The 24,628-nt window shown below is 40.4% G+C and carries 18 protein-coding genes; 6 read left to right on the top strand and 12 right to left on the bottom strand.

The window, feature by feature from the left end:
• Positions 1-5: 5 nt before the first annotated feature.
• From KO529_RS03305 to KO529_RS03280, 6 genes are all read right to left on the bottom strand, one after another.
• Entirely contained in the window at positions 6-947 is a 942-nt protein-coding gene (locus tag KO529_RS03305) for an NAD(P)H-dependent flavin oxidoreductase (protein WP_215946489.1), read from the bottom strand.
• Positions 947-2,566, bottom strand: coding sequence for a S8 family serine peptidase (locus KO529_RS03300; protein WP_215946488.1), 1,620 nt, complete (start codon positions 2,564-2,566; stop codon positions 947-949). Before KO529_RS03300 ends, KO529_RS03305 begins: the two co-directional genes overlap by 1 nt.
• A 1-nt stretch (position 2,567) precedes the next feature.
• A complete protein-coding gene (gene mnmA, locus KO529_RS03295; protein WP_215946487.1) occupies positions 2,568-3,758 on the bottom strand; it encodes a tRNA 2-thiouridine(34) synthase MnmA in 1,191 nt (396 codons plus the stop codon).
• A gap of 550 nt (positions 3,759-4,308) precedes the next feature.
• Complete coding sequence (gene yidC / locus KO529_RS03290) at positions 4,309-6,165, bottom strand: membrane protein insertase YidC (protein WP_215946486.1); 1,857 nt, start codon at positions 6,163-6,165, stop codon at positions 4,309-4,311.
• Positions 6,166-6,284: 119 nt separating this feature from the next.
• The gene (locus KO529_RS03285) at positions 6,285-7,910 is read right to left on the bottom strand and encodes a CTP synthase (RefSeq protein ID WP_215946485.1); all 1,626 of its coding nucleotides are present in this window, start codon (positions 7,908-7,910) and stop codon (positions 6,285-6,287) included.
• A gap of 63 nt (positions 7,911-7,973) precedes the next feature.
• Positions 7,974-8,207, bottom strand: coding sequence for a DUF3820 family protein (locus tag KO529_RS03280; protein WP_072862729.1), 234 nt, complete (start codon positions 8,205-8,207; stop codon positions 7,974-7,976).
• 299 nt (positions 8,208-8,506) lie between these two features.
• On the opposite strand from KO529_RS03280, the gene KO529_RS03275 reads away from it, so the two are divergent.
• A complete protein-coding gene (locus KO529_RS03275) occupies positions 8,507-9,376 on the top strand; it encodes a hydroxypyruvate isomerase family protein (RefSeq protein WP_215946484.1) in 870 nt (289 codons plus the stop codon).
• A gap of 46 nt (positions 9,377-9,422) precedes the next feature.
• On the opposite strand, the gene KO529_RS03270 is transcribed toward KO529_RS03275, so the two are convergent.
• The 4 genes from KO529_RS03270 to guaA all read right to left on the bottom strand — a co-directional run bounded on the left by KO529_RS03270 (position 9,423) and on the right by guaA (position 14,188).
• Positions 9,423-9,953, bottom strand: a complete 531-nt coding sequence (locus KO529_RS03270; RefSeq protein WP_247095810.1) for a DUF922 domain-containing protein — start codon at positions 9,951-9,953, stop codon at positions 9,423-9,425.
• Positions 9,941-10,345, bottom strand: coding sequence for an OsmC family protein (locus tag KO529_RS03265; RefSeq protein WP_215946483.1), 405 nt, complete (start codon positions 10,343-10,345; stop codon positions 9,941-9,943). Before KO529_RS03265 ends, KO529_RS03270 begins: the two co-directional genes overlap by 13 nt.
• A gap of 5 nt (positions 10,346-10,350) precedes the next feature.
• Positions 10,351-12,516: a LysM peptidoglycan-binding domain-containing protein gene (locus tag KO529_RS03260; protein ID WP_354667765.1), complete on the bottom strand. Its 2,166-nt coding sequence runs from the start codon at positions 12,514-12,516 to the stop codon at positions 10,351-10,353.
• Positions 12,517-12,655: 139 nt separating this feature from the next.
• Positions 12,656-14,188: a glutamine-hydrolyzing GMP synthase gene (guaA, locus tag KO529_RS03255; RefSeq protein ID WP_215946482.1), complete on the bottom strand. Its 1,533-nt coding sequence runs from the start codon at positions 14,186-14,188 to the stop codon at positions 12,656-12,658.
• Positions 14,189-14,606: 418 nt separating this feature from the next.
• Between guaA and KO529_RS03250 the strand changes: the two genes are divergently transcribed.
• Positions 14,607-15,152: a pyridoxamine 5'-phosphate oxidase family protein gene (locus tag KO529_RS03250; RefSeq protein ID WP_215946481.1), complete on the top strand. Its 546-nt coding sequence runs from the start codon at positions 14,607-14,609 to the stop codon at positions 15,150-15,152.
• Between the two features lie 31 nt (positions 15,153-15,183).
• On the opposite strand, the gene KO529_RS03245 is transcribed toward KO529_RS03250, so the two are convergent.
• Both KO529_RS03245 and bshC read right to left on the bottom strand, forming a co-directional pair.
• A complete protein-coding gene (locus KO529_RS03245; RefSeq protein ID WP_215947101.1) occupies positions 15,184-16,554 on the bottom strand; it encodes a pyridoxal phosphate-dependent decarboxylase family protein in 1,371 nt (456 codons plus the stop codon).
• A 79-nt stretch (positions 16,555-16,633) separates the two neighbouring features.
• On the bottom strand, positions 16,634-18,235 hold the full coding sequence (gene bshC, locus KO529_RS03240; protein ID WP_215946480.1) for a bacillithiol biosynthesis cysteine-adding enzyme BshC: 1,602 nt from the start codon (positions 18,233-18,235) through the stop codon (positions 16,634-16,636).
• A gap of 202 nt (positions 18,236-18,437) precedes the next feature.
• Between bshC and KO529_RS03235 the strand changes: the two genes are divergently transcribed.
• From KO529_RS03235 to rluF, 4 genes are all read left to right on the top strand, one after another.
• Positions 18,438-20,894, top strand: a complete 2,457-nt coding sequence (locus KO529_RS03235; protein ID WP_215946479.1) for a M14 family metallopeptidase — start codon at positions 18,438-18,440, stop codon at positions 20,892-20,894.
• A 135-nt stretch (positions 20,895-21,029) separates the two neighbouring features.
• A complete protein-coding gene (locus tag KO529_RS03230; protein ID WP_215946478.1) occupies positions 21,030-21,482 on the top strand; it encodes a DUF1569 domain-containing protein in 453 nt (150 codons plus the stop codon).
• Positions 21,483-21,638: 156 nt separating this feature from the next.
• Positions 21,639-23,738, top strand: a complete 2,100-nt coding sequence (locus KO529_RS03225) for a beta-N-acetylhexosaminidase (protein ID WP_215946477.1) — start codon at positions 21,639-21,641, stop codon at positions 23,736-23,738.
• Positions 23,739-23,868: 130 nt separating this feature from the next.
• Positions 23,869-24,603 (top strand): 23S rRNA pseudouridine(2604) synthase RluF, encoded by a 735-nt coding sequence (rluF, locus tag KO529_RS03220; RefSeq protein ID WP_215946476.1) that lies wholly within the window; start codon positions 23,869-23,871, stop codon positions 24,601-24,603.
• Positions 24,604-24,628: the final 25 nt, after the last annotated feature.

Raw genomic sequence — 24,628 nt, 5'->3', positions numbered from 1 at the left:
CTCTTCTACAAATGCTTCACCTCTGCCTTGGCAATGGTAAACTCCTCCATCATGTCCATTACAATTTGGGCAGCGGGTTTTATTTCATGTATTATGGCGGCCACCTGGCCTATTTCCAATTCCCCTTCCTCCATATCGCCTTCGAACATACCTTTTTTGGCCCTGGCCCGACCTAATAGAGACTTCAGTTCCTCTACTGTTGCACAGCCGGCATAGGCTTTTTGTATATCACTATAGAATTTATTTTTGATCAATCGTACCGGAGCCAACTCTTTTAAAGTCAATTGCGTGGCACCTTCACCGGCCTCTACTACTTTTTGCTTAAATAAGGGATGGGACGAAGCTTCATTGCTCGCGACAAATCGACTGCCCACCTGCACCCCATCGGCACCTAAAACCATAACGGCCAACATGGATCTGCCAGTTGCTATTCCCCCCGCTGCTATTAAAGGGATGCTTATTTTTTCTTTTACCGCAGGAATCAATGTTAGTGTGGTAGTCTCATCCCTACCATTATGCCCACCAGCTTCAAAACCTTCCGCTACAATGGCATCTACCCCAGCTTCCTCAGCTTTTAGCGCAAATTTTACACTGCTCACCACGTGCACTACAATAATGCCTCTGTCCTTTAAATATGTAGTCCAGGTTTTTGGATTTCCTGCAGAGGTAAATACAATTTTCACATCCAGCTCCACTATGATCTCCATAAGCTTTTCTAAATCCGGATATAGCATGGGCACATTGACCCCAAAAGGCTTATTGGTGGCCAACTTACATTTCTCTATATGTTCCCGAAGTACCTCCGGATACATGGACCCAGCTCCTATTATCCCCAATCCGCCGGCATTGGAAACAGCAGATGCCAAACGCCATCCACTGGCCCATACCATACCAGCCTGAATTATGGGGTATTGAATTCCAAAAAGATCGGTAATTCTATTTCCCATTAGTTTTTTATCAATTTAAATTCCTTGCGAACCCCATCAACATTTACATGTACAATATACATGGCCCTACTTAAAGTTTCTACAGATATTTCCTCGTTACCTTGATTAAATTGCCTTTCCAGGATACGTTTTCCGTAGGTATCGAACAAAGTTAAATGCGCATTCCCATAGGTCTCCGGAAGCTGTACTTGAAACTCGGTCTTGGAGGGATTCGGAAATAGGTACCATTCATCTTCAGCATTTGAAACATCTATCCCCAAAAGTCCCAAGGGTGCTGAAAAATTGGGTATACCATAACCCATTTCAGAATTTGGATTTTGATAACGGGAAGACGATTCCCGTACCATTGCCATAATTTCAAGATTGTTTTTTTCCGGGAACGCCTGCCAAAAGGAAGCGATGGCACCGGCCATTATGGGCGAAGAAAAGGAGGTTCCATTATTTTTTACCAATCGGCCATCAGGGCTTATTACCGTTGCTCCCTTGCCCAAGGCCATCCCATCTGGTTTAATCCTACCATCGGCGCTTGGCCCCCTGGAACTAAATGCCACATAATTGCCAGAGGCATCAACCGCTCCAACACCAAATACATTGGCATCTGCCGGTGCCGTAATAATACCCCAAGAGCTATCACCGGAATTCCCGGTAGAATTCACAACCAATATCCCTTTTTCCGTTGCTATATTCGCCCCTTTGGAAATAAAAGCTGTATTTCCATCCATATCCGCTGGAGAATAATTATACCTTGGATTATCATAAGTACTATAGCCCAACGAACTGTTAATAATATCTACCCCAAGGCTATCTGCCCGCTCAGCGGCCTCCACCCAATAGCTTTCTTCCACTGGAGTTTCCGTTGCCCCATCTTCAGTTCTAAAGAGAATATAGCTGGCGTCCGGAGCGGTTCCTACAAATTGCGCATCCACAAAACCCCCCATATCGGACAATACCATAGTACCATGATCATCTCCACTAGTCGTGTAAATATCTGTAGATCGGTCTACAAAATCATATCCTCCCCATAAATCATTGTTAGATCGTAGACGCGTAAATGCAATCATTTGGTCCACATTGGGAAAACCACTGTCCAAAACGGCAATTAAAACACCCTCACCGGTAAAGTTATTTTTATGCAATTCATCTACCCCCAACTGTTTTACCTGAGTATCACTTTGCCCGTATATAAAATCGACTTCTTGTTCCAGAAATTTATAGGTATGATTATCGAGTTGGTTTTCCGATACCGATGTAGATTTGGCATTAATACTTTTATCGGCATAAAAAATACGGTCTACAAATTGAAGGTCCATTAAAGCCGCAATATTGGATATACTGCCAATTACGTGAGCACAATTGAACCATTTGGACTTGGCCTTGACCGTAATCCCCGCTTGAAGTTTTAATTGGGCTATATAAGCCTCGTTGACCGGAATATCCCTTTCGTCTATGACAATATTAAATCTATTCTTTTTTTGTATTGCCCGTTCAGATAAAATACTAGATGGATTTGAAATGGACTCCTCTACCTGGTCCTTATCTTTAAAATATACCCATGCATGCTCTTGTGCCCTTCCCCAAAAAGAGATTATTATAATTAGAAAAAGGGTAACCCTGTCCATATTAGGAGATTACGCCTGAACCTACCAATTCCTCTCCAATATACCAGGCTACAAATTGCCCTTCCGTTATAGCCGATTGTTTTTCAACAAAATCTACATACAAACCAGCATCCACCCTATAAAGTGTTGCCTTTTGTAAAGGTTGACGATATCTTATCCTGGCCATAACCTCCATAGTTTGGTCCACTTCCAAAGCCAAATCCGTGCGTACCCAATGCAATTCATCATTGTTTACAAATAAAGTCCTACGGTAAAGTCCGGGGTGACTCTTCCCTTGACCGGTATAGATTACGTTTTGGTCAACATCGGTTTCAATTACGAACAAGGGTTCTTTGGTACCACCCACGTCCAATCCCTTGCGCTGTCCTTTTGTAAAATAATGGGCTCCCTGATGCTCCCCTACCACCTTTCCGTCGGTTAGATCATAGTGTGGCTTTTCAGCGTAATAGGCCAATTCTTCCAATTTGGAATTAAACTGGGGAATTGTACTCGCGTACTGCTCCAATACCGCCGGCACTTCCACGATTACCCCTTTTTTGGGTCTTAGCTTCTGTTGCAAAAATTCTGGCAAACGTACCTTCCCTATAAAGCAAAGCCCTTGGGAATCCTTTTTATCGGCAGTGATCAAATCATTTTCCGCAGCAATTTTCCTTACTTCAGGTTTCTGTAATTCACCAATAGGGAATAAGGTTTTGGCAAGTTGCTCTTGGGATAGCTGACATAAAAAATAGGATTGATCCTTGTTTCCGTCCGCACCGGCCAGCAACTGGTATGTTTCCGTTCCGTCCTCATTTTTAATAACACCCTTTCTGCAATAGTGTCCAGTTGCCACGTAGTCAGCTCCAAGCTGCATGGCAATTTTCATAAACACATCAAACTTTATTTCCCTATTGCACAGCACATCTGGATTTGGTGTTCTCCCTTTCTCGTATTCCCTGAACATATAATCTACAATGCGTTCCTTGTACTGGGCACTTAAATCTACCGTTTGAAAGGGTATTCCCAACTTCTCCGCGACTATAAGGGCATCATTACTATCCTCCAACCAAGGGCATTCCTTGGAAATGGTCACGGAATCGTCATGCCAATTCTTCATAAAAAGGCCAATAACCTCATACCCTTGCTCCTTTAATAGGTATGCCGTAACACTGGAATCTACACCGCCGGAAAGTCCGACTACCACCTTTTGCATCTGTAATATTTTATTGTTTACCCTTGGTCGCTGCAAACCATTCCAGGCTTACAATTACCATGCAAAAATACAAAATTGGAATTTGCTTCCCTCAAAAATATAGTTCAATGACAATTGAGGGGATATCCGTTTACTAAGCGATGATAGATTGCCACCCATTAAATTATAAGGACTGGAATTAATTAGACCTTAGGTCTATCTTTTTTTAAGTAAACCAGGTTATTAAAATTAGAGTACCACCCACCTTAAAAAAGGAGAATTAAAATCAAAAAAACAACCATACAACAAAAGAAGCCACTTTAGCATACTAAAAAGACCACTTTACAACTAATAGTTTTTTACAGTTTAAAAAAGAACAATCTTTGGAGACCCAAATCTTACCAAACTAAACCAAATCAATGCTAAAAACCCCGACCAGCTGGCCGGGGTTTTTATTTATATAATTATCCGAGTACACTGATCCCATAATTTAAGCACATCAATTAGGTACAAAAAAAAGTGCTTGAAAAAATTCAAGCACTTTAATCGTATGTTATAAGAAAATATAGACTTATTTCTTGCCTATTTTTTTCTGTTCCTCAGCCTGCTCCATCATCTCGCGCATCTTTTTTTGAAACTTATTTTCCTTCTTAGGCTTCTTTTTGTTCTCTTGTATCTGGGCATGGATCTTGTCCTCGTCCAAAATAAAATTCTTGATGGCCAGCATAATAAAAATGGTAATCAAGTTAGACACAAAATAGTATAAACTTAGTCCACTTGCATAGTTGTTAAAGAAAACCAACATCATCAAGGGAGACAAATACATAATAAATTTCATATTGGGCATTCCGGGTTGCGTCTGCATATTCTGCCCTGTGGTCATCATCATATAAAAGAATATGGCAACAGAGGCCAAAATTGGAAACAAACTTACATGATCCCCATAAAATGGAATGGTAAACGGCAATTGCGCTATTGCATCATAGGAAGAAAGGTCATCTGCCCATAAAAACGGCTTCTGTCTCAACGCAAAGGAAGTCGGGAAAAACATAAACAGGGCATAGAAGATTGGCATCTGCAACAAAGCGGGCACACAACCACTCATAGGGCTTACCCCGGCCTTATTATACAATTTCATGGTTTCCTGTTGCTTTTTCATGGCATTGTCCTTGAACTTCTCATTAAGCTCTGTAATCTCAGGTTTCAATACCTTCATTTTGGCTTGGGACAAGTAGGATTTATAAGTAGCTGGCGACATTATAAGTCTTACCAAAATGGTCATGACCACTATGGCAATACCGTAAGGCAGGAACGAACTTAGAAAAGTATATACAGGGGTAAAGATATATCTGTTTATCCATCCAAAAATACCCCAACCGAATGGAATGGAATCTTCCAGTCCCAATTCCTTGTACTGCGCCAAAACCTTTACATCCGTTGGCCCGTAGTACCAATTAAAATTATAGGCAAACTCACCGCCCTGCAACTCCAAAGGCACCTCGGCAGCGAACTCCTTGGTAAATTGTTGGGTGTGACTTTCTTCCTCCACTAAATTTACTGAATTCAGTTTAGCCGTTTCAAACTTATTGGCATTGGTAAGAATAGAACTAAAAAAATGTTGCCTGTAAGAAATCCATTTTACATCCACTTCCGTTTCCTCATCCTCACTACCTTCGGATAATTTACTTATTTTGTCCCCATCGTGGTTATAGGTAACCCTGGTATATCTATTTTCATATTGGATACTTTTGGAATGACGGATTGCCTTCATTTTCCAATCCAAATCAATAGGCTTAGAACTATTTACGATACCATTTAAGCCTTGGGAGCGTACTGCAAAACCAATGAGGTATTCATCAGGTTTCATTTCGTACCGGTATTCCAGAAACTTATCCGATGCCACTTTGGCTTTCATGGACAACACCTGATTCTCACCAGATTTGGAAAGTGTTGGTTCAAAGTACAGGTCGTTGGTATTTAAAACCCTATTGTCCGAAGTACTGAAATTAAGCGCAAAATTGGCATTGCCATCTTTTATTAAATAAACGGGAATGGAATCATAGGTTACGTACCCTTTCATCTTCGCCTCGATAATCTGGCCTCCCTTGTTGCTTATTTCCAAATAAACAACGTCGTTCTCCAACACTGTTGTTCCCTCTGAAGGAGCCGTATAACCAAAGGCACCTATGGCACTTTTGTAACCTGCTACGGCCATTGAATCTTGTAGATCGATTGTTTTGGGTTGGGCAATCTCCTCTTTGGCCGCATTTACCTTTTGCATTTCAGCAGCCTCCAGTTGCTCTTGTTTTGCCTTTTGGGCTTCCAGCTCTTCTGGTGTTGGCTGGTTCTGCCAAAACATAAAAATAAGAATACCAAAAATCAGTACAAAACCGATAATGGTATTAATATCCAATTTCTTTTCCTCCATCTAAAGTTTAATTTTAAAATATTATCGGCAGGGAAACAAACAACATCTACGTCCCAACGGATTAAATCAGCTTGCAAATATATGCCCAATTAGGCTATATATGTCAAACTGGCACTAGTTTATTGCTTTCCTTCCTTCTGATGCTTTAAAGCAGCTTTAATAAACCCTACGAATAATGGGTGCGGATTGTCTACCGTACTCTTGTATTCCGGGTGATATTGAACCCCAATAAACCATGGATGGGCAGGAACCTCTACTATTTCTACCAATCCGGTTACCTTGTTTACACCGGAAGCTACCAGTCCGGCGCCTTCCAATTGCTTTTTATAATTGTTGTTAAACTCATAACGGTGTCGGTGGCGCTCAGAAATTTCGGATGCCCCATGATAGATCTTTTGCACCAGACTGCCTTTTTCCAAATGACAGTCCCAAGCTCCCAATCGCATAGTACCTCCCTTGTTGACAATATTTTTCTGCTCCTCCATAATACTGATCACTGGATCTGGCGTGTTTTCATCCATCTCCGTAGAATTGGCCTCTTTAAGACCGAGCACATTTCTGGAATATTCTATTACGGCCATCTGCATTCCCAAACAGATGCCCAAAAATGGAATTTTATTTTCACGGGCAAATTGCACCGCCTTAATTTTGCCCTCTATTCCCCTTTCTCCAAAACCTGGGGCTACTAGTATACCGTCCAGACCTTGCATCTTCTTTTCTATATTCTTGGCGGAAAGATGTTCGGAATGAATTGATTTTACCTTTACTTTAACATGGTTCACAGATCCGGCATGGATAAATGACTCCAAAATGGATTTATAGGAATCCTGTAATTCCACATACTTTCCAATGAGACCAACGGTTACTTCATTTTTTGGATTCTTGTGCCATTGCAAAAATTGATTCCATTTTGTAAGATCGGGAACCACATTGTCTGGCAGAGCCAATTTTTTCAAGGTTACGGTATCCAATCCTTCCTGTTGCATTAAAATAGGCACATCATATATGGTTGATGCATCTATGGATTGTATTACCGCTTCCCTTTTTACATTGCAAAAAAGCGCTAATTTTTCCTTCAGGTCATCCGGAATTTCATGTTCTGTTCTACAGACCAAAATATCTGCCTTAATACCACTTTCCATTAAAGTCTTTACGGAATGTTGGGTAGGCTTGGTTTTTAATTCCCCGGCTGCAGAAAGGTAAGGCACCAAGGTTAAATGTATAACAATCCCATTATTATCACCCAACTCCCATAGCAACTGTCGTACAGCTTCTATATATGGCAAGGATTCTATATCCCCAACAGTTCCCCCTATTTCGGTAATGACAATATCATAATCCCCACTTTTCCCCAATAACTGGATGCGCTCCTTTATTTCATTGGTAATATGGGGCACCACCTGAACGGTTTTTCCCAAAAATTCGCCTCTGCGTTCTTTTTCTATAACACTTTGGTATATTCTTCCAGTGGTAACATTATTTGCCTGTGAAGTACGAACATTTAAAAAACGCTCATAATGGCCCAAGTCCAAATCGGTCTCGGCACCATCATCGGTAACATAACATTCACCATGCTCATAGGGATTTAAAGTTCCCGGATCAACATTTATATAAGGATCTAATTTTTGGATAGTAGTTCTGTAACCCCGAGCCTGTAATAATTTGGCAAGAGAGGCTGCTATAATCCCTTTTCCGAGGGATGAAGTAACCCCACCGGTTACAAAAATATATTTAGTCTGCGACATGAAGCGTTAGGTTGAATTCGTAACGCGAGCAAAAATACGAATTGCTATCACAATTCACGGGTATTATTGGGGAAAATCTTTTTGAATTTTTCGAATTAGGCCCTCAAGTCCGTTAATTTTAATTTCCAGCATGGCCCTTAACAAATTTCCGAGCTTTCCCTCTGGAAAACCGCTTTGTTGAAACCATACCAAATAAGGTTCGGGCAGCTCCACCAAATATCTTCCCTTAAATTTACCAAATGGCATTCTATAATGTGCCAATTCTATTAATTGTCTCTTGTCCGGAACTACATTCATACTAAAGATTCTATCCAAAGATACCATCTTCAGAATTGCTTCCCAAGCATTTGATTGAAATCTATTTCCAAAAACGCACCAAGCTTTTGTTGAACATTCTATTTCGAAATTTCGTATTTTTATAACAAATCACCTATCTTTATACACGTACAATTTACATTTATAATGAATTACGACTGTACATATGACCAAAACAGCATTTTGGGCAATGCGGTGGGCAGATTGTGGTAAAGAGCAGGCCCGGGAAATTTTAATAGCAACCCACTTAGCACCTTCAATAAAAAAATAAAGTAGAACAGATGAAACGAAGAACATTTATAGGAACCTCAGCAGCAGCATCGGTTGGCATGCTGGCTTACAAAACTGGAAATGCAATGGCGCCAAACAACAATGAAGAGTCAAAATTAAAAAACAACATTAATCACAGTGTATGCTACTGGTGTTATGGGAGCATCCCTCTTGAAGAATTCCTAAAATCCCTAAACGATTTGGGCATAAAAAGTGTTGACCTTATTGGCCCAAAAGACTGGCCATTGCTTAAAAAATACAATATTAATTCCTCTATGTGCAACGGGGCCGAAATAAGCCTCACCGAAGGATGGAACGACCCCAAATATCATGAAACTCTGATTAAAAATTACACGGAGATGATTCCCAAGGTGGCAGCAGCAGGCTATAGCAACCTTATCTGCTTTAGTGGCAATCGAAGGGGAATGGATGACACTGTTGGGCTGCAAAACTGTGTGGACGGATTAAAAAAAATTATGCCACTGGCCGAAAAACACGGAGTGATTATTCAAATGGAGTTATTGAATTCCAAGGTGAACCACGAAGATTATATGTGCGACCACACCGAATGGGGCGTGGAATTGTGCAAAAAATTGGGATCCGACAATTTTAAACTGCTTTATGATATTTACCATATGCAGATAATGGAGGGCGATATTATTCGTAACATCCAAGACTACCATTCGTACTTTGGACATTACCATACTGGTGGAAATCCTGGACGAAATGAAATAAACGAAACCCAGGAATTGTATTACCCTGCAATAATGAAGGCTATTTTGGCCACAGGCTATAAAGGACATGTGGCCCAAGAATTTATCCCTACATGGGACGATAAAATAGCGGCCCTAAAAGAAGGGGTTACCATTTGCGACGTATAAATAGGGATTAATCCAATTAAAAGGAGACTTTGAACAAAGTCTCCTTTTAATTGTTTAGTGCTTTTTTAATCTTTTTATTCCAGATTAATTGCTGAACGGTATCCCTGGAAAAGTTGGTCTCGGAATCATATTGGTTCTGATAGTCGTTTAGCTCCCGAAGAATATTCCTATATATCTCCTTTACCTCAGACTTTGCATTACTGGTAAATTTGGTCTTGGCCAGAATTTGCCTCAATTTTCGGGCATATACTTCGGATATATCAAAATGCAATTGCTCATGGCTCAAGATCATCGGATTGGCCAATTTAGGTTTGTACCACGATTTATCTGGATAAAAATGGGTGTCCACCTTGAAATCAAGCTCCATTCTATCCTTGGTTCCCTGAGCAGAAAAACTGTAGGTGATACCGCTGGCAGTAATGGCCGCGGCGTTGGAAATATTGGATGGCCTGCCCTTGAAATCGGACCAGGTTAATTTTCTAGACGGGGTCCATAAAACCACCTCATCTTCCTGGCCATAGCCCAAATGAACCATCAGCCATATAAAAAGCCATAATACTTTCTTTAAAGTTCCCAATGGAAAGTGATATTCCTTACGATGTCCGGGTGCAAACTATAATGTACAGGGCAGGTACGTGCCGTATGCTCCAAAATTTTTCTGTGTTTATCAGAAATTATCTTGGGCATATTAAATTTAACATCAATCCTGGTAATCCGCCTAGGATCGGCCTCCATATGCTTTTTAACTTCTGCAGTGGAATTCTCCAAATCCAATTCCAATCCCCTGGCCTTTATACCCATAACGGAAAACATACAACTGGCCAAACCCGTGGCAACCGTATCGGTAGGAGAAAATGCCTGTCCCAAGCCATGATTATCCAATGGTGCATCCGTTATGAAGGAATTACCCGATCTTGTATGTTCACAGTTCGTTCTAAGTCCACCGGTATAGGTTACTTTCGCGGTCATTGGATTTACTCTTTAAGTTCCACAATATTCATATTCTCATATCCGAGAATATAGGATGCCCTGTTATAATACCCGGAGGAGATATCTTTGTTAAAGTTAAATTTGTTGCCCACATATTCGGTCTCCCCAACAAGTTTGGAAGCACTTACCAAATCATTTTTATAGGCCAATTTTAAGAGTAGGTCATAAGTTAGGTCAAAACCACGAACCGCATATGGATCAGGGTCTGCTCCATACCTCTTCCTATACAATTTCACAAAACTATTCTCCCCAACTTCCCGTGAAGCCGAAGGATAGGTAAACCTTAAATTGGAAAGATGGGAATAGGAAACAACTTCACTATCAAAAGCCTTATTCTTGTCTGTTGTAAAGAGACGTATGCTAATATCCTTACTTATCAAAGAATTAAGTAATGAACCTACGTGATAAACCACATTGGCCTGATCAGTTTCCAAAAACACCCAGTTCTCGGTCTCCAAAGAAAGTATTTTGGAGATTTTATCGATATCCACCGTTCGATCTTCCTTTAAGGCCACTATTTTGGCCCCAGGAAACTTCATTAACAAAGCAGATTCGGTAGACTTGTTCTTTTGATCTGCAATTATGATTACGTTTTCCTTTGTTCTCAATCCTTCAACATAGGTCATCATATGTTCCTCCATCACCTTTTCCGAAGGAAGGGCAAAAAACACATTGTTCAAACTTAAGTCGCTCTTATCCGTTAAGGGTGCAACAACGGGCACTCCATATTCCGAGGCTTGCAGTGCTACTTCTTTTAGGGATTGGGTCTCCAAGGGACCAAAAATTGCCGATACCCCAATTAAATTTTCCTTTTGCAATATACCCTTGGTGCGATTCATGTCCAATTGGGTATCATATGTTTTAACATCTACGGAAATTCCCAGTTTGGCTACAGAATCCAAGGCAACCATTGCTCCGGAATATAGTCCCAAACTATATTTTACGTCCTTTCTGTTCTCAATAGCACTTTTGGTGGCAGCGTTATCGTTTAAATCCAATCTATCCAATCTAAACGGTAAAAGAAATACCAATTTTGGACGGTTTAATGTATTGATACTGTCCCTTAGGTTGATCTTATCCAGGATTAGGGCATTTTTTACGTCAAAATTTCCGGTCTGGGCCTTGGGCAGTTTCAAGACCATACCCGCCTTTAACCCATCCTTTAATTCTGGATTAAGCTCCAATAATTCTTTATAAGTAACACCAAATTTACGTGTAAGTGAAAACTCGGTCTGCTTTGGTTTCACCTCATAAAAATTATAATTCTCAATATTGACCTCGCCGGTCTCCATCTTTTTCGCCGGTATCCGCAGCACCATACCTTCCTTTAGCCCTCCCCTTTCCTTTATTTCAGGATTCAAGGCTATAATTTCGCTGGCTGTTAGTCCAAATTTTTTCTCCAAACTATAAAAAGTTTGCTTGGCCGGGACGGTATATGAATTGTACAATTGGGTTTCCTGATCCTTAATGGAACTCCCCAATATCTTTGGCAATAGAAGCTCCTGTCCAGAAGAAAGGTAATCGCTTATTTTGGACAATTTAGGGTTTAAAACCAATAAACTATCTATGGTAATACCGTACTTATTGGCTATACTCCAGCGCGTTTCCTTAGGTTGAACGGTATAGATTTCATAATTCTCTTCAATATATGCTTTTTCGGATGGGTCTACCTTTTTATATTTAGGTATCTTAAGAATCATTCCTTTTTTCAACTGAACGGAATACAACTCTTTATTGTACCGTTTAATATCATCCTCCGAGATATTATACTGTTTGGAAATACCGAACAAGGTTTCCTTTCTTTTGGTCTTATGGGATGTATAGCCTATAGGTTCCCGGTGTTGAGGGCCTAACTCATCACCTTGTAAGGCTTGCAATAAGGTGTTTACTTCCGAAACACTATCTTTTTTTACAACCGCGCCGTTGGACGATGGTACCACCAAGATCGTATTGGCCCTTAAGGCCTGACCTTTTTTTATCTCTTTGTTGTAATTTAATATTCCTTGCTCGCTTACATTGTATCTTTTTGCGATACTTTCCAAAGTTTCCCCAGCCTTAACAGAATGGGTAGTGAATTTTTGCGCAATTGCATTGATGCTCACCAACATTAATAAAAATGTTGTCAATATTACTTTACTGTATATTTTCACAAGTATAGATTTTATTTGTTCTATTTAAAATAAGCCAAGTATAAAATTGAGAACGAACATTAACACAACAATGTTATAATACAAATTAAAAATTAATGCGCAGCCAGAGATTTAAAATTCCCTGGCACTTGCTCTCTAATTATTCCCATTCTATCGTTGCTGGTGGTTTGGAACTAATATCATAAACCACTCTATTTACTCCTCTAACCTTATTGATAATATCGTTGGAGGTTTTTTGCAGGAACTCGTAGGGTAAATTTACCCAATCCGCCGTCATACCGTCCGTGCTTTCTACCGCTCTTAAAGCTACACATTTCTCATATGTCCTTTCATCTCCCATTACACCTACACTGTTAACGGGCAACAGCATGGCTCCCGCTTGCCAAACCTTATCATATAGGCCCCATTCCTTTAATCCGTTGATAAAAATGGCATCTACTTCCTGTAAAATAGCCACTTTCTCCCGGGTAATATCGCCAAGGATACGGATAGCCAAGCCTGGTCCCGGGAAGGGATGCCTGCCCAATAACTCCTTATCGATCCCCAAACTGGCACCTACACGCCTAACCTCATCCTTAAACAACATTCGCAAGGGCTCCACCACCTTCAACTTCATATAATCTGGCAATCCACCAACATTATGATGACTTTTAATGGTCGCTGACGGACCGCCGGTAGCCGAGACAGACTCTATAACATCTGGATATATTGTTCCCTGCGCCAACCATTTTGCATCTTCCACCAAGTGTGATTCATCATCAAAGACCTCTATAAAAACTCTACCTATAGCCTTTCTTTTCTTCTCTGGATCACTTTCTCCTTCCAAGCTATCCAAAAAACGTGCCGAAGCATCAACACCCTTCACATTTAGCCCCATTCCTTCATATTGGTCCAGTACGGATTGGAACTCGTTTTTCCGTAAAAGTCCATTATTTACGAAAATACAGTGCAAATGTTTTCCGATTGCTTTGTGCAACAAGACTGCCGCTACTGTGGAATCCACCCCTCCGGATAGGCCAAGTATTACCTTTTCATCACCAATTTTAGCCTTTAATTCCGCAACGGTAGTTTCAACAAAGGAATCTGGGGTCCATGTCTGAGCAACACCGGATATGTGCACTAGAAAATTTTCCAACAATTTTTTCCCATCGGTAGTATGGTATACTTCCGGATGAAATTGTATAGCATAGGTATCTTCACCTTTAAGCTTATAGGCTGCATTTTCCACATCATGTGTACTTGCCAATTTAATGGCTCCTTCAGGTAATTCCTTTATGGTATCACTATGGCTCATCCAAACCTGGCTTCCTTCTGAAATCCCTTCGAAAAAGGATTCACTGTGATCTATAAAGGACAATTTTGCCCTACCGTATTCACGGGTATTGGAAGGAGCTACATTGCCACCGTTAAAGTGTGCCAAATATTGGGCTCCGTAACAAACTGCCAACAGAGGCTTTTTCCCTTTTATTTGAGACAAATCCGGATGTGGTGCGTCATCCCCCCTTACCGAAAATGGCGATCCAGAAAGAATCACCGCTTTGTATTCCGATAAATCGTCGGGTAAATGGTTGTACGGTTTTATTTCGCAGAAAATATTAAGTTCCCTGACCCTTCTAGCGATGAGCTGCGTATATTGGGAACCAAAATCTAATATGAGGACGTTATTTTGCATGGGCAAAAATAGTAATTTGAAATTTTTGAAAAAGTATCTTTATGGTATAATAATCATAAAACTTATAAACAGAAAGATATTGGGGAAGCTTTTTGCCGATATCGCCTTTTAAATAAAGGCTTCTTTCAACTAGTTAAAAAAAGAATTATTCGGAAAAATACCCAACAATCAAATTCGAACAAGGTACAAATTTGGCTCATTTGCGAAGATTTTTGCATTAAGGACAAAAAAAAGCCCGGTAACCAACCGGGCTTGCTAATCAAAACCAACCTAAACCAATTAACTAATTATAACTACTCATAATTTCATTAGAAATTATTTTCAAATTCATAGCAATTTATATCTATAACACCTGAGAAAAGAAATACCCTACTCCAACAATTATTTTTATCTTTAATAAAACTAAAAAAAGATTATCATGGCCACCGTTTACTTAGAGGAAATAAGGGAAGAGCTACAAAAGGTCCTCTCGGAAAAAGACCACCCTTTCCGATTTTTCACGCTTGCCACCGTAGGATTGGATCAGGTTGCCCGTTTGCGCACAGTTGTATTAAGGGATGTTTCCGATAATCTAAAACTTACTTTTTACACCGATAAGCGCTCAAAAAAAATTACACATATAAAAGAAAATAAAAGGGTTAGCCTACTCCTGTACCACCCAACCAAATTGCTTCAATTAAAAATTGAAGGCACGGCAACCTACAAAGATGACGAGGCCACCAAAGAGAAATATTGGAGTAAACTGGATGACTACGCAAAAAAACAATATACCACGAGCAGGTCTCCTGGAAGTAATTTAATTAACCCCCAGAATTTGGAATATTTAAGTGAAGAAAATCATTTCTGCCTAGTAGAGATTATACCCTACAAAATAGAATACCTAAAATTAAGTCAACCCCATCATATTAGGGTTCGGTTCTCCAAAGTTGGTATTCAGTGGGAAAGTGAGTATTTGGTTCCCTAGAAATATTTTAGACAACCCATTTCGCCTCATTCTAAGCCATAGAATCCAATATCATGGAAATATCCTTCTCCGTTGTATCCGGGTTGATAAAACAAAAACGCGCCACAGTTTCGTAAACGCCCTTTTGCCTATACTTGGTAGGAGTCACCAGAGCAAAACCTTCCCTGTGATTTTTATAGGTCCAATGGGTGTAATCTTGTGGCAACCATCCTTTTCTTCTAAACAGGACACATGAAAGACTGGGCTCCCTTACCAATTCTACCAAGGGATGCTTCTTTATTAATTCCCCTGCCAAATTGGCCAACCCAATACCCTGATCTACGGCCCAAGAATACTTGTCGGTCCCGTGCATGGCCAGTGAAAACCAAAGCGGCAATCCCCTTACCCTGCGTGTCAATTGTATTTGATAGTCCGAAGGGTTAAAACCATGGGCACCTTCATCCTTAAATATTTCCAAATAGGAACCTTCTTGTGAATGTGCTTCCTTGGCCAATTCCGGATTTTTATAAATTATAGCCCCGCAATCATAGGGTGAGAAAAGCCATTTATGTGGATCAATGGTTATACTATCCGCCTTTTCTATCCCATGGAACAAAGGCCGGGCCGATTTTGAGGCCAAGGCGCCTCCACCATAGGCAGCATCCACATGAAACCAAAGATTTTCAGTGCTACAAATTTCCGCAATACCGGACAAATCATCTATTATACCTGCATTGGTGGTACCTCCAGTTGCCACAACGGCAAATAACCTATCCCTTTGTTGGGCATCCAAGGAATTTATGCTTTCACTTAGGGCCTCTGCAGTCATCTGTTCCTCGGTTTCCACTAAAAGCACATCACAATCTATGACCTTGGCCATAGATTTCACAGATGAATGGGCCCCTGAAGAAGTTATGATCAATCCTTTTTTATTTACATTTTTTGGATTCTTTCGCCAATTTTCCCTGGCTGCTACCATGGCCGATAAATTGGCTGCAGTTCCTCCGCTGGTGAATACCCCGAAGGAACCCTTTGGCAGGCCTGTTAGGGATACCAACCATTTCATGGCCTCGTTCTCACAAAATATTCCGCCGGCTCCCTCCATCCAATAAGCTCCGTGGATGCTGGAGGCAGAAGTTACAAGATCGAACATGACCGCCGCCCTAGTAGGTGAGGCCGGTACAAACGCCAAATGTCTAGGATGATCAATAGGTACCGTAGCCTTTATAAGCACCTCTTTAAATAATTGAAATGCCCTTTCCCCGCCAATTCCGTCGGGAGTTATTGTTTCCCCTACCAAGTCCTTTAACTCCTCTTCCTTTTTGGGCTTGCCCAATTCAGGAGCTGGATGGGTAATTCGACCAATGGCGTATTTCATGACATCCAATGTCATTTCCACCATTTCAAAGTCTACTTTGTGCATGGACATAGTCTGTTTTTAACAAATATAATCTTTTTGACTGTCTACAAACCTCTCAAGTATTGCAATAAATCGGTATTGATCAATCCATTTTTACAATAGAAAACTCTCCGGAAAGTGGCTTAAGTGCTTTCATCAAATGTGGAATCAACCGCTCTCCATACTCTAGATAAAGTTCCGAGAAATTAAGGTTGCGTTCTTGAAGTGATTTATTTGGAAAAAGTTGATTCTGAATCTCGGTCATACGCAACACATGGTCCTGTAACTTCCTTTTTTGGGCCTTCAACAATCTTCCCTGTAAATTGTCCAACCCCTTTAATTGTTTTACCTCTTGGGCTTTAACAGCTCCCAAAAAAGAAGCGTCAGTTTTGGCAGCCAGGTCGTACAATTCCTTGAACTGCTCTTGTAAATATTTCTTTTGGGGGGTAAAATCAATATCAATATTGGATATTTCCCTTATCTTTTTGTTAATAAAACTACTTTGATTTAAAAATATATCGGCCAGGGAAATATTCATTCGCTCTAATTTCTCCATCTGCTTCCCTGTAATGACCAAGGCCGAATTACGGAGCAATAATATAGGAAAGGGCTCCTTCATTTCCGTAAACATGGTTCTCAATTGCAACCAATAAGCCAATTCGCCTCCTCCTCCTATATAACACAAATTAGGCAATATCACCTCTTGGTAAAGCGGTCTGGTAATCACATTGGGCGAAAAACGTTCGGGATAACTCTCCAATTCCGTCAGAATTTCTTCTTGGCTAAATTCAATTTTGGTGTCATTTATATAAAATCTGCCATCCTGCTCCACGATCCTCTCCCGGACCCCATCTATCAAATAAAAATAATTGATTTCCCGTGGATTAACCTGTATACCGTAATTGTCCGGTAGCTGTTGTAGCTGATCTATGGTTTCAACGACCTTATTATACGAAGCATTTTCCAACAAATCGCGCTTAACAAAGGGCACCAATAAACGCTTCAATTCGGTATTGTTCCCATCCAAAATAACCAGACCGTGTTCACCAAAAAGTTCATTGGCCAAAAAACGGGTAGCATCGGTAAGATTATCATTCTCCAAATACGCCTTAGTAAACCATTCCTTTAGCTTACTGGCATTTATACTATTGCCCATTTCATTGGAAAAAGCCTCTAGGATAGATTCCAGTCCATCCGTTGCCAATGGTCCTACCGCACCGGAGACATTTTTATTCCACTGTAATTTTTTCCCCCTAAAATTGAAGTAATTTATTTCATCAAAATCATGATCTTCGGTAGCCATCCAATAAATAGGCACAAAGTTGTTTTCCGGATTGGCCAGCTTCAGTTCTTTGGTCAAATTGATGGTAGAAATGATCTTGTATAAAAAATATAATGGCCCTGTAAATAAATTTAATTGATGCCCGGTTACAACCGTAAACGTTGAGGCTTCTTTAAGGAGCGATATATTTACCTTGGTATCCTCCGAAGTGTCAACATCCCTATATTGATTTTTCAGAACGGAATACAGAACTTCACGATGGGCCCTAGGAAAATTCTGCTTGGCTTTTATCTGCTCCGCAAACTGATCTATTTTAGGTGGCCTATCATAAAAAGGAGACAAAGCTTCCTTTCCGTCCAGATAGTCACATATTAAATTGGAAAAATAGCCAGTTTTTTTAAAGGGTATGCTTTCGACTTCCATAGAAATGTTGGTAATAGCTGGTAAAGATAAAATTATCCCTTTTTTCAGTTCCTAAAAATACGTTAAGAAGTTTAATATTCACTTTTTTAATGTCATTTTGATACGCGCTTTACTCGATCCCTTAAATGGCAAGTATTGTTGGAAGACAACTAATATCACGAATATTCCTTAGATTTGATTCTTAGCAAATCAATGGATTTAAATGAAAAAACTTCTACTAACCTTTTTTCTCCTTTCAACCGCCTTGGGTATTTCCCAAACATTACTATCTCCCTCCGAATTTTTAGGATATGAATTGGGAACTGAATTTACAAGGCACCATCAAGTGGTCGACTACTATAAATATCTGGCCGAAAATGCTTCAGACAGGGTTAAATTAGTAGAATATGGAAAAACCAATGAACGCAGGCCTCTGATCGTTGCCTATGTTTCTACCCCGGAAAACATTGTTGCCTTGGAGTCTATTAGATTGGAGCACCTTAAGAATACCATTGGCCAGGGATCACCCACCAAGGCCATAGTCTGGTTGAGCTACAATGTTCATGGAAATGAAAGCGTCAGTACCGAGGCCTCCATGCAAACCATTTATGAACTTTTGACCAGCAAGGCCACTTACTTGGAAAATACGGTAGTAATAATAGATCCGTGTATTAATCCAGACGGTCGCGATAGATATGTTAATTGGTACAACCAGTTTAAGAACACTCCCAATAATATAGACCCTAACAGCAAGGAACACCATGAAGGTTGGCTTAATGGGCGTTCCAACCACTATATGTTCGACCTTAATCGGGATTGGGCATGGCTTACCCAGGTAGAGAGTCAGCAACGGATAAAAGTTTTCAACCAATGGCTGCCCCATGTACACGTTGATTTTCATGAACAAGGTGTAAACAACCCTTATTATTTTGCCCCGGCCGCAGAACCCTTTCATGAGGTGGTAACCGATTTTCAGCGCGACTTTCAGATTACCATAGGGAAGAACCACGCCAAGTACTTTGATGCCAATGGCTGGTTTTATTTTACAAAAGAAGTTTTTGACCTTTTATATCCTAGCTACGGTGATACCTACCCCACATATAATGGCGGTATAGGTATGACCTACGAGCAGGGCGGTAGTGGGCGTGCCGGACTGGGCATAAGAACTTTTATAGGAGACACCCTTACCCTACACGATCGTATTGCCCATCATCTTACAACTGGCCTGTCTACCGTGGAAGTAGCTTCCAAAAACACAGAAAAATTAAACAGGGAATTCAAGAAGTTTTATCAGAATAAAAATTTTAAATACAAAAGTTATGTAATGAATGGGGATCCCGATAAAATTGATGCCATTGCGACACTTCTCAGGTCCCATGAGATTAAATATGGCTGGGCAAAGGAAGGTACTGCCAAGGGCCATCTTTATAGCTCGGGAAAATTAGGGACCATAAAAACCTCCCCTTCCAGTTTGGTAGTATCCACCAACCAAGCCAAAGGCACATTGGCCCAGGTATTGATGGAGCCCAATACAAAGCTAAGTGATTCGCTGACCTATGATATAACGGCATGGTCTTTACCCTATGCATACGGATTGGAGACTATTGCCTCCCAGACGTTAGTGGAATCCGACCCCTCTAGGGATTGGGAAGTTCTCCCGCCAAAGGGAGCCAATATTGACCAGGACACCTATGCCTATATAAGTGACTGGTCCAGCATGAAGGATGCCCGTTTTTTGAGTGGATTGGTGAAAGAAAATATTAGGGTGCGTTTTGCAAAAAATCCTTTTTGGGCAGAAGGCAAAAAATTTGAAAGGGGTAGTCTCATCATCACCAAAGGGGACAATAAAAACCATAAAGACTTTGTGGAGACCTTGAGCCGGGTTGCGCATGACAATAAGACTATATTAACCCCCACCAATACTGGATTTGTTGAAAAAGGAAACGACTTTGGTTCCAGCTATGTACCTATGATTACGGATACAAAAATAGCAATGCTATCCGGCGAACCTACCAACACCCTCGAATTTGGGGAAATATGGCACTTTTTTGAACAACAACTTCGCTATCCACTAACTATTTTGGATACCGAATATTATGATGAAGTGGATTTATCCGAATACGACGTCCTTATTCTACCCAACGGATGGTATAGCAAGTTCTTCACTGAAGATAAACTGGAAGAATTGAAGGAGTTTGTCTCCAACGGAGGAAAGTTGATCGCCATGGAAGGAGCTATTAAGAGTATAAATGGAGAGCATGGGTTTGCAATAAAGGAAAAAGAGATAAAGAAAGACAGTACAGAAAACATACTCCCATATGAAGAGGCGGAAAGGGAAGACATTAAAAATGCGATTACCGGAGCCATTTTTAGAACTAAAGTTGACCAAACACACCCCTTGGCCTACGGTTATGGCGACCACTATTTTACCCTTAAATTAGGAGACGATGCCTTTGAAAATTTAGATTCAGGGACCGTTGTCTATTTGGAAAACGCGAATTCACCAATTGCGGGCTTTGCAGGAAGTGAGGCTAAGAAAAAAATTGCCAATACATTGGTATTCGGTGTTGAGGAAGTGGGCAAGGGACAGGTTATTTATATGGTAGATAACCCATTGTTCAGGGGTTTTTGGGAAAATGGCAAACTCTTCTTCGTCAATGCCCTTTTTATGGTGAAATAATGCAAGTGGGGCCAATTTGCCGTGCAAGTTCCATTTAGTTGACCAAAACCCGTAATTCCCGCCAAACCAGCCTTTATTTAAAAGTAGAACTATACGACCAGAAATAGAAACAGGAACAACTAAAAACATTGGAACATGAAAAACATTTTTGAAAAAAAAGTAGTAGACGAGCTAATAGGAAGAATTAATAAATTGACCCCCAAAAGTACCGGAATATGGGGCAAAATGAATGTTGCACAGATGTTGGCCCACTGCAATGTTTCCTATGAAATGGTATATACGGAAAAGCATCCCAAACCCAACGGACCAATGAAACTGATGCTAAAACTTTTTGTAAAGCAAACAGTAGTCAATGAAAAACCATACAAAAAAAATAGCAGGACTGCACCTGCCTTCCTAATCGTGGACGAAAGGGACTTTGAAAAGGAAAAAAAACGATTGATGGACCATTTGATAAAAACACAAGAACTGGGAGAGGATTACTTTCACAATAAGGAATCACATTCTTTTGGTCCCTTGACCAAAACGGAATGGAACAATTTGTTTTACAAACACCTCAACCATCATCTGGAACAATTTGGGGTATAGAAAGCAAAGGAATAACGCTTTTGAACCCTTAAGGAACAACATCTCCCCAAGCTTTGGGTCTATTGACAAAAAAGATTCCTTATTTGAATATAATTCAATATTTTTGCAAATTAATCAACACATCAAATCAAAAATTAATTACCAATTATAAGTTTCATGAGAAAAATTCAAGGCATCTATCTATTGACAATCTCCATTTTGCTATCCTCTTGTTCCCCAAAAGAAAATAAGATAGGCGATTTTAAATTACTTCCCCAACCTCAAGAAATTGAAGTTACAGGGGTTAGTTCAATTTCTCCCGATCTAACCCTGAAAGCAGTAGCAAAAAACGGGGAAGCACTACCTATAATTGACCAGGATATTTTGGTGCTGGATGATAATCAAGGAAAGATTGCTTTAATGTATGAAATAGATTCCAATCTAGGTACTCCTGCAGAAGGTTACACCCTGACTATTTCAAACGAACAGATCCTAATAAAAGGCAAGGATGAAGCCGGATTGTTCTATGCCTTCAAATCCTTGGAACAATTAATGCTGGATGCCAAGGATCAAAAGGTTAACCTTCCATTATGCCAACTAAAGGATTACCCTTTATTAGCCTACCGCTCCGTCCACTTGGATGTAAAACACCATTTGGAAAAGACCGAATACTATTACGAATTGATGGATAAGTTTGCCAGCTACAAGATAAATGGTATTATTTTGGAAGTTGAGGACAAATTAAAATTTAAACGCCAACCAACAGTTGCCTCCGCAGACGCCCTCAGTATCGAAGAGTGGAGAAAGATCAGCGATTACGCCAAAGAGCGGCATATAGAAATAAGCCCATTGGTTCAAGGCCTGGGCCATGCCTCGTTTATTTTAAAACACCCGGAATACCTGGAGCTCAGGGATAACCCAGAAAGCGATTGGGCCTTTAATCCTCTGGATCCAAAGACCTATGAAGTACAATTTGACCTTTATTTGGACGCTATGGAGGCTTTTCCCTACGGAAGGTACCTGCATGTGGGGGGTGACGAAGTACATACTACCGGAAGAGGCAGCAATGAATCGCCCTTAAAATTACAACTGATGTGGTTGGACAAAGTGGCCAAATTCGCAGAAGAACACGGGAAAACCCCAATTTTCTGGGATGATATGCCTCTAAAACAAGCCGATGTCTATGACCCAATGTTCAAAAAAGATATGACCCAGGAGGAAGTAGATCAAGTCTGGATCGATAATGAACATAAATTGTTGGAATTTTTGGACATCTTCCCAAAGAATTGCATCTATATGCGATGGAATTACAGTTCCCCTCAAGCCCTTGGCAACATAAAGGCAATGCAATGGTTTACAGACCATGGCATGGAAGTTATGGGTGCCACGGCAGGCCAAACCAGATGGGTTTTAATGCCGCAGGAAGAGAGCAATATGGAAAACATCCGTTCTTTTGCGGTTAGCTCCATAGACAGTGGCCTAAACGGATTGTTATTGACCTTATGGGATGATGATTCTCCTCATTTTGAATTGTACATGAGGGGTATCTTGGCCTTTGCCGAATATTCCTGGATTGGTGACAAACGCAGTAAGGAAGAAATAAAGTCGGCCTTTAGGCAAAGGGAATATGGGCATGCCTTGGCCGATGACACTAAGGCTTTTATTACCGAACTTGAATCCCCTGTGGCCTTTTGGAAAAATGCACTGCTTAAAAAAAACCAGCGCAATTTCCTTCATAAGATGAAAGACCCCTTGGAAGAGGCTGTTATTGACTTTCCGGACAAAGAAAATATAGGGGCATGGAGCTTGGCCAATGAAGAGCGTTTAAAGACAGCTGCCCAAACTCTATCCCAAACAGACAGTATTGCAAAAAAAATAGAGAATGCCCGTTCTCTTACTCTGCGCAACGACTACAACCTACAAGTGTATGAAAAGGTAAACAAACTTTCCGCTTATAGTCCAAAAATGCTACTTGCCCTTCGTGATTACGACATGGCGGATAGCAGGGAGGATATCATGGCCACGGCTTCCAAGCTAAAGGAATTGGAAGCGGAATTCGCCAGCCTTAGAAAGGAATTGGAAATGGTCTATGGCAAAACCCGTAATTTGAACAAACCGGATAATTATATTTTGGATCAGGACCATCATGTGCATTTGGCCAATCAATCCATAAATTTCGATTGGCAATTCTATGCAGAAATGATGTTCTTTAAAAAATTGAACAACGAACTTGCAAAAGAGATTTATATGGAGAATGCAGATCCCCTAAAAAAATAATTACCTACCAAAATTTACTACAGAAGAAATAGAGGTGAAATATCTTGTGCCAATGTTAACAATAATAAGCGTTAAATTAAGTATATTTCGCCCCTAAATCCGATTTGGAAATCGGGCTTAAGGAGCGTATATGAAAGAGAAGGAAGCCACCCGAATAAACAAATTTTTAAGTGAAATGGGGTATTGTTCGCGTAGGGCGGCGGACAAACTTATTGAGCAGGGACGGGTAACCATTAACGGAAAAGTTCCCGAAATGGGCACCAAGATCACTATGGACGACGAGGTACGTGTAGATGGGGAACTTATATCCGAACCTCAAGAAAAGCCTGTATACATTGCATTTAACAAACCCATTGGTATTGTTTGCACTACAGATACCAGGGTGGAAAAGGACAATATTATCGACTTCATAAATTACCCAAGTAGAATATTCCCTATTGGAAGATTGGACAAACCCAGTGAAGGCTTAATTCTATTGACCAATGACGGAGATATAGTAAATAAGATTTTACGGGCCAGAAATAAGCACCAGAAAGAATATATAGTTACCGTAGATAGGCCCATCACCAAAACTTTCCTGGAAAAAATGGCCAATGGGGTCCCCATCTTGGACAGGGTAACCCGTAAGTGCGAAATTGAGGAAATAAGCAAGTTCCAATTTCGGATTATTCTAACACAAGGGCTTAACCGTCAGATAAGGCGTATGTGCGAGTATCTGGGTTACAATGTAACCGCCCTAAAACGTATTAGGATCATGAACATTCAATTGGACGTTCCTGTAGGCAAATGGCGGTATTTATCCGAAAAGGAATTAGGTGAAATCAATGAAATGATTTCCGATTCTACCAAGACCCATCACAAGTAAAAACAATAAACTGCCCCTCTAATTT

This window comes from Arenibacter algicola (assembly GCF_018860365.1).
GTDB lineage: Bacteria > Bacteroidota > Bacteroidia > Flavobacteriales > Flavobacteriaceae > Arenibacter > Arenibacter algicola_B.
The sequence above is the reverse complement of the archived record's forward strand: the minus strand, read 5'-3'. Positions and strand labels throughout refer to the sequence as shown.

Bases quoted from the DNA above. Each gene is read 5' to 3' on its own strand.
- KO529_RS03230 (WP_215946478.1), top strand. From the start codon at position 21,030: ATGAAAAACATTTTTGAAAAAAAAGTAGTAGACGAGCTAATAGGAAGA.
- KO529_RS03305 (WP_215946489.1), bottom strand. From the start codon at position 947: ATGGGAAATAGAATTACCGATCTTTTTGGAATTCAATACCCCATAATT.
- KO529_RS03225 (WP_215946477.1), top strand. From the start codon at position 21,639: ATGAGAAAAATTCAAGGCATCTATCTATTGACAATCTCCATTTTGCTA.
- KO529_RS03250 (WP_215946481.1), top strand. From the start codon at position 14,607: ATGGCCACCGTTTACTTAGAGGAAATAAGGGAAGAGCTACAAAAGGTC.
- KO529_RS03275 (WP_215946484.1), top strand. From the start codon at position 8,507: ATGAAACGAAGAACATTTATAGGAACCTCAGCAGCAGCATCGGTTGGC.
- KO529_RS03235 (WP_215946479.1), top strand. From the start codon at position 18,438: ATGAAAAAACTTCTACTAACCTTTTTTCTCCTTTCAACCGCCTTGGGT.
- mnmA (WP_215946487.1), bottom strand. From the start codon at position 3,758: ATGCAAAAGGTGGTAGTCGGACTTTCCGGCGGTGTAGATTCCAGTGTT.
- KO529_RS03300 (WP_215946488.1), bottom strand. From the start codon at position 2,566: ATGGACAGGGTTACCCTTTTTCTAATTATAATAATCTCTTTTTGGGGA.
- KO529_RS03265 (WP_215946483.1), bottom strand. From the start codon at position 10,345: ATGACCGCGAAAGTAACCTATACCGGTGGACTTAGAACGAACTGTGAA.
- guaA (WP_215946482.1), bottom strand. From the start codon at position 14,188: ATGCAAAATAACGTCCTCATATTAGATTTTGGTTCCCAATATACGCAG.
- yidC (WP_215946486.1), bottom strand. From the start codon at position 6,165: ATGGAGGAAAAGAAATTGGATATTAATACCATTATCGGTTTTGTACTG.
- bshC (WP_215946480.1), bottom strand. From the start codon at position 18,235: ATGGAAGTCGAAAGCATACCCTTTAAAAAAACTGGCTATTTTTCCAAT.
- KO529_RS03285 (WP_215946485.1), bottom strand. From the start codon at position 7,910: ATGTCGCAGACTAAATATATTTTTGTAACCGGTGGGGTTACTTCATCC.
- KO529_RS03245 (WP_215947101.1), bottom strand. From the start codon at position 16,554: ATGCACAAAGTAGACTTTGAAATGGTGGAAATGACATTGGATGTCATG.
- rluF (WP_215946476.1), top strand. From the start codon at position 23,869: ATGAAAGAGAAGGAAGCCACCCGAATAAACAAATTTTTAAGTGAAATG.
- KO529_RS03280 (WP_072862729.1), bottom strand. From the start codon at position 8,207: ATGAATGTAGTTCCGGACAAGAGACAATTAATAGAATTGGCACATTAT.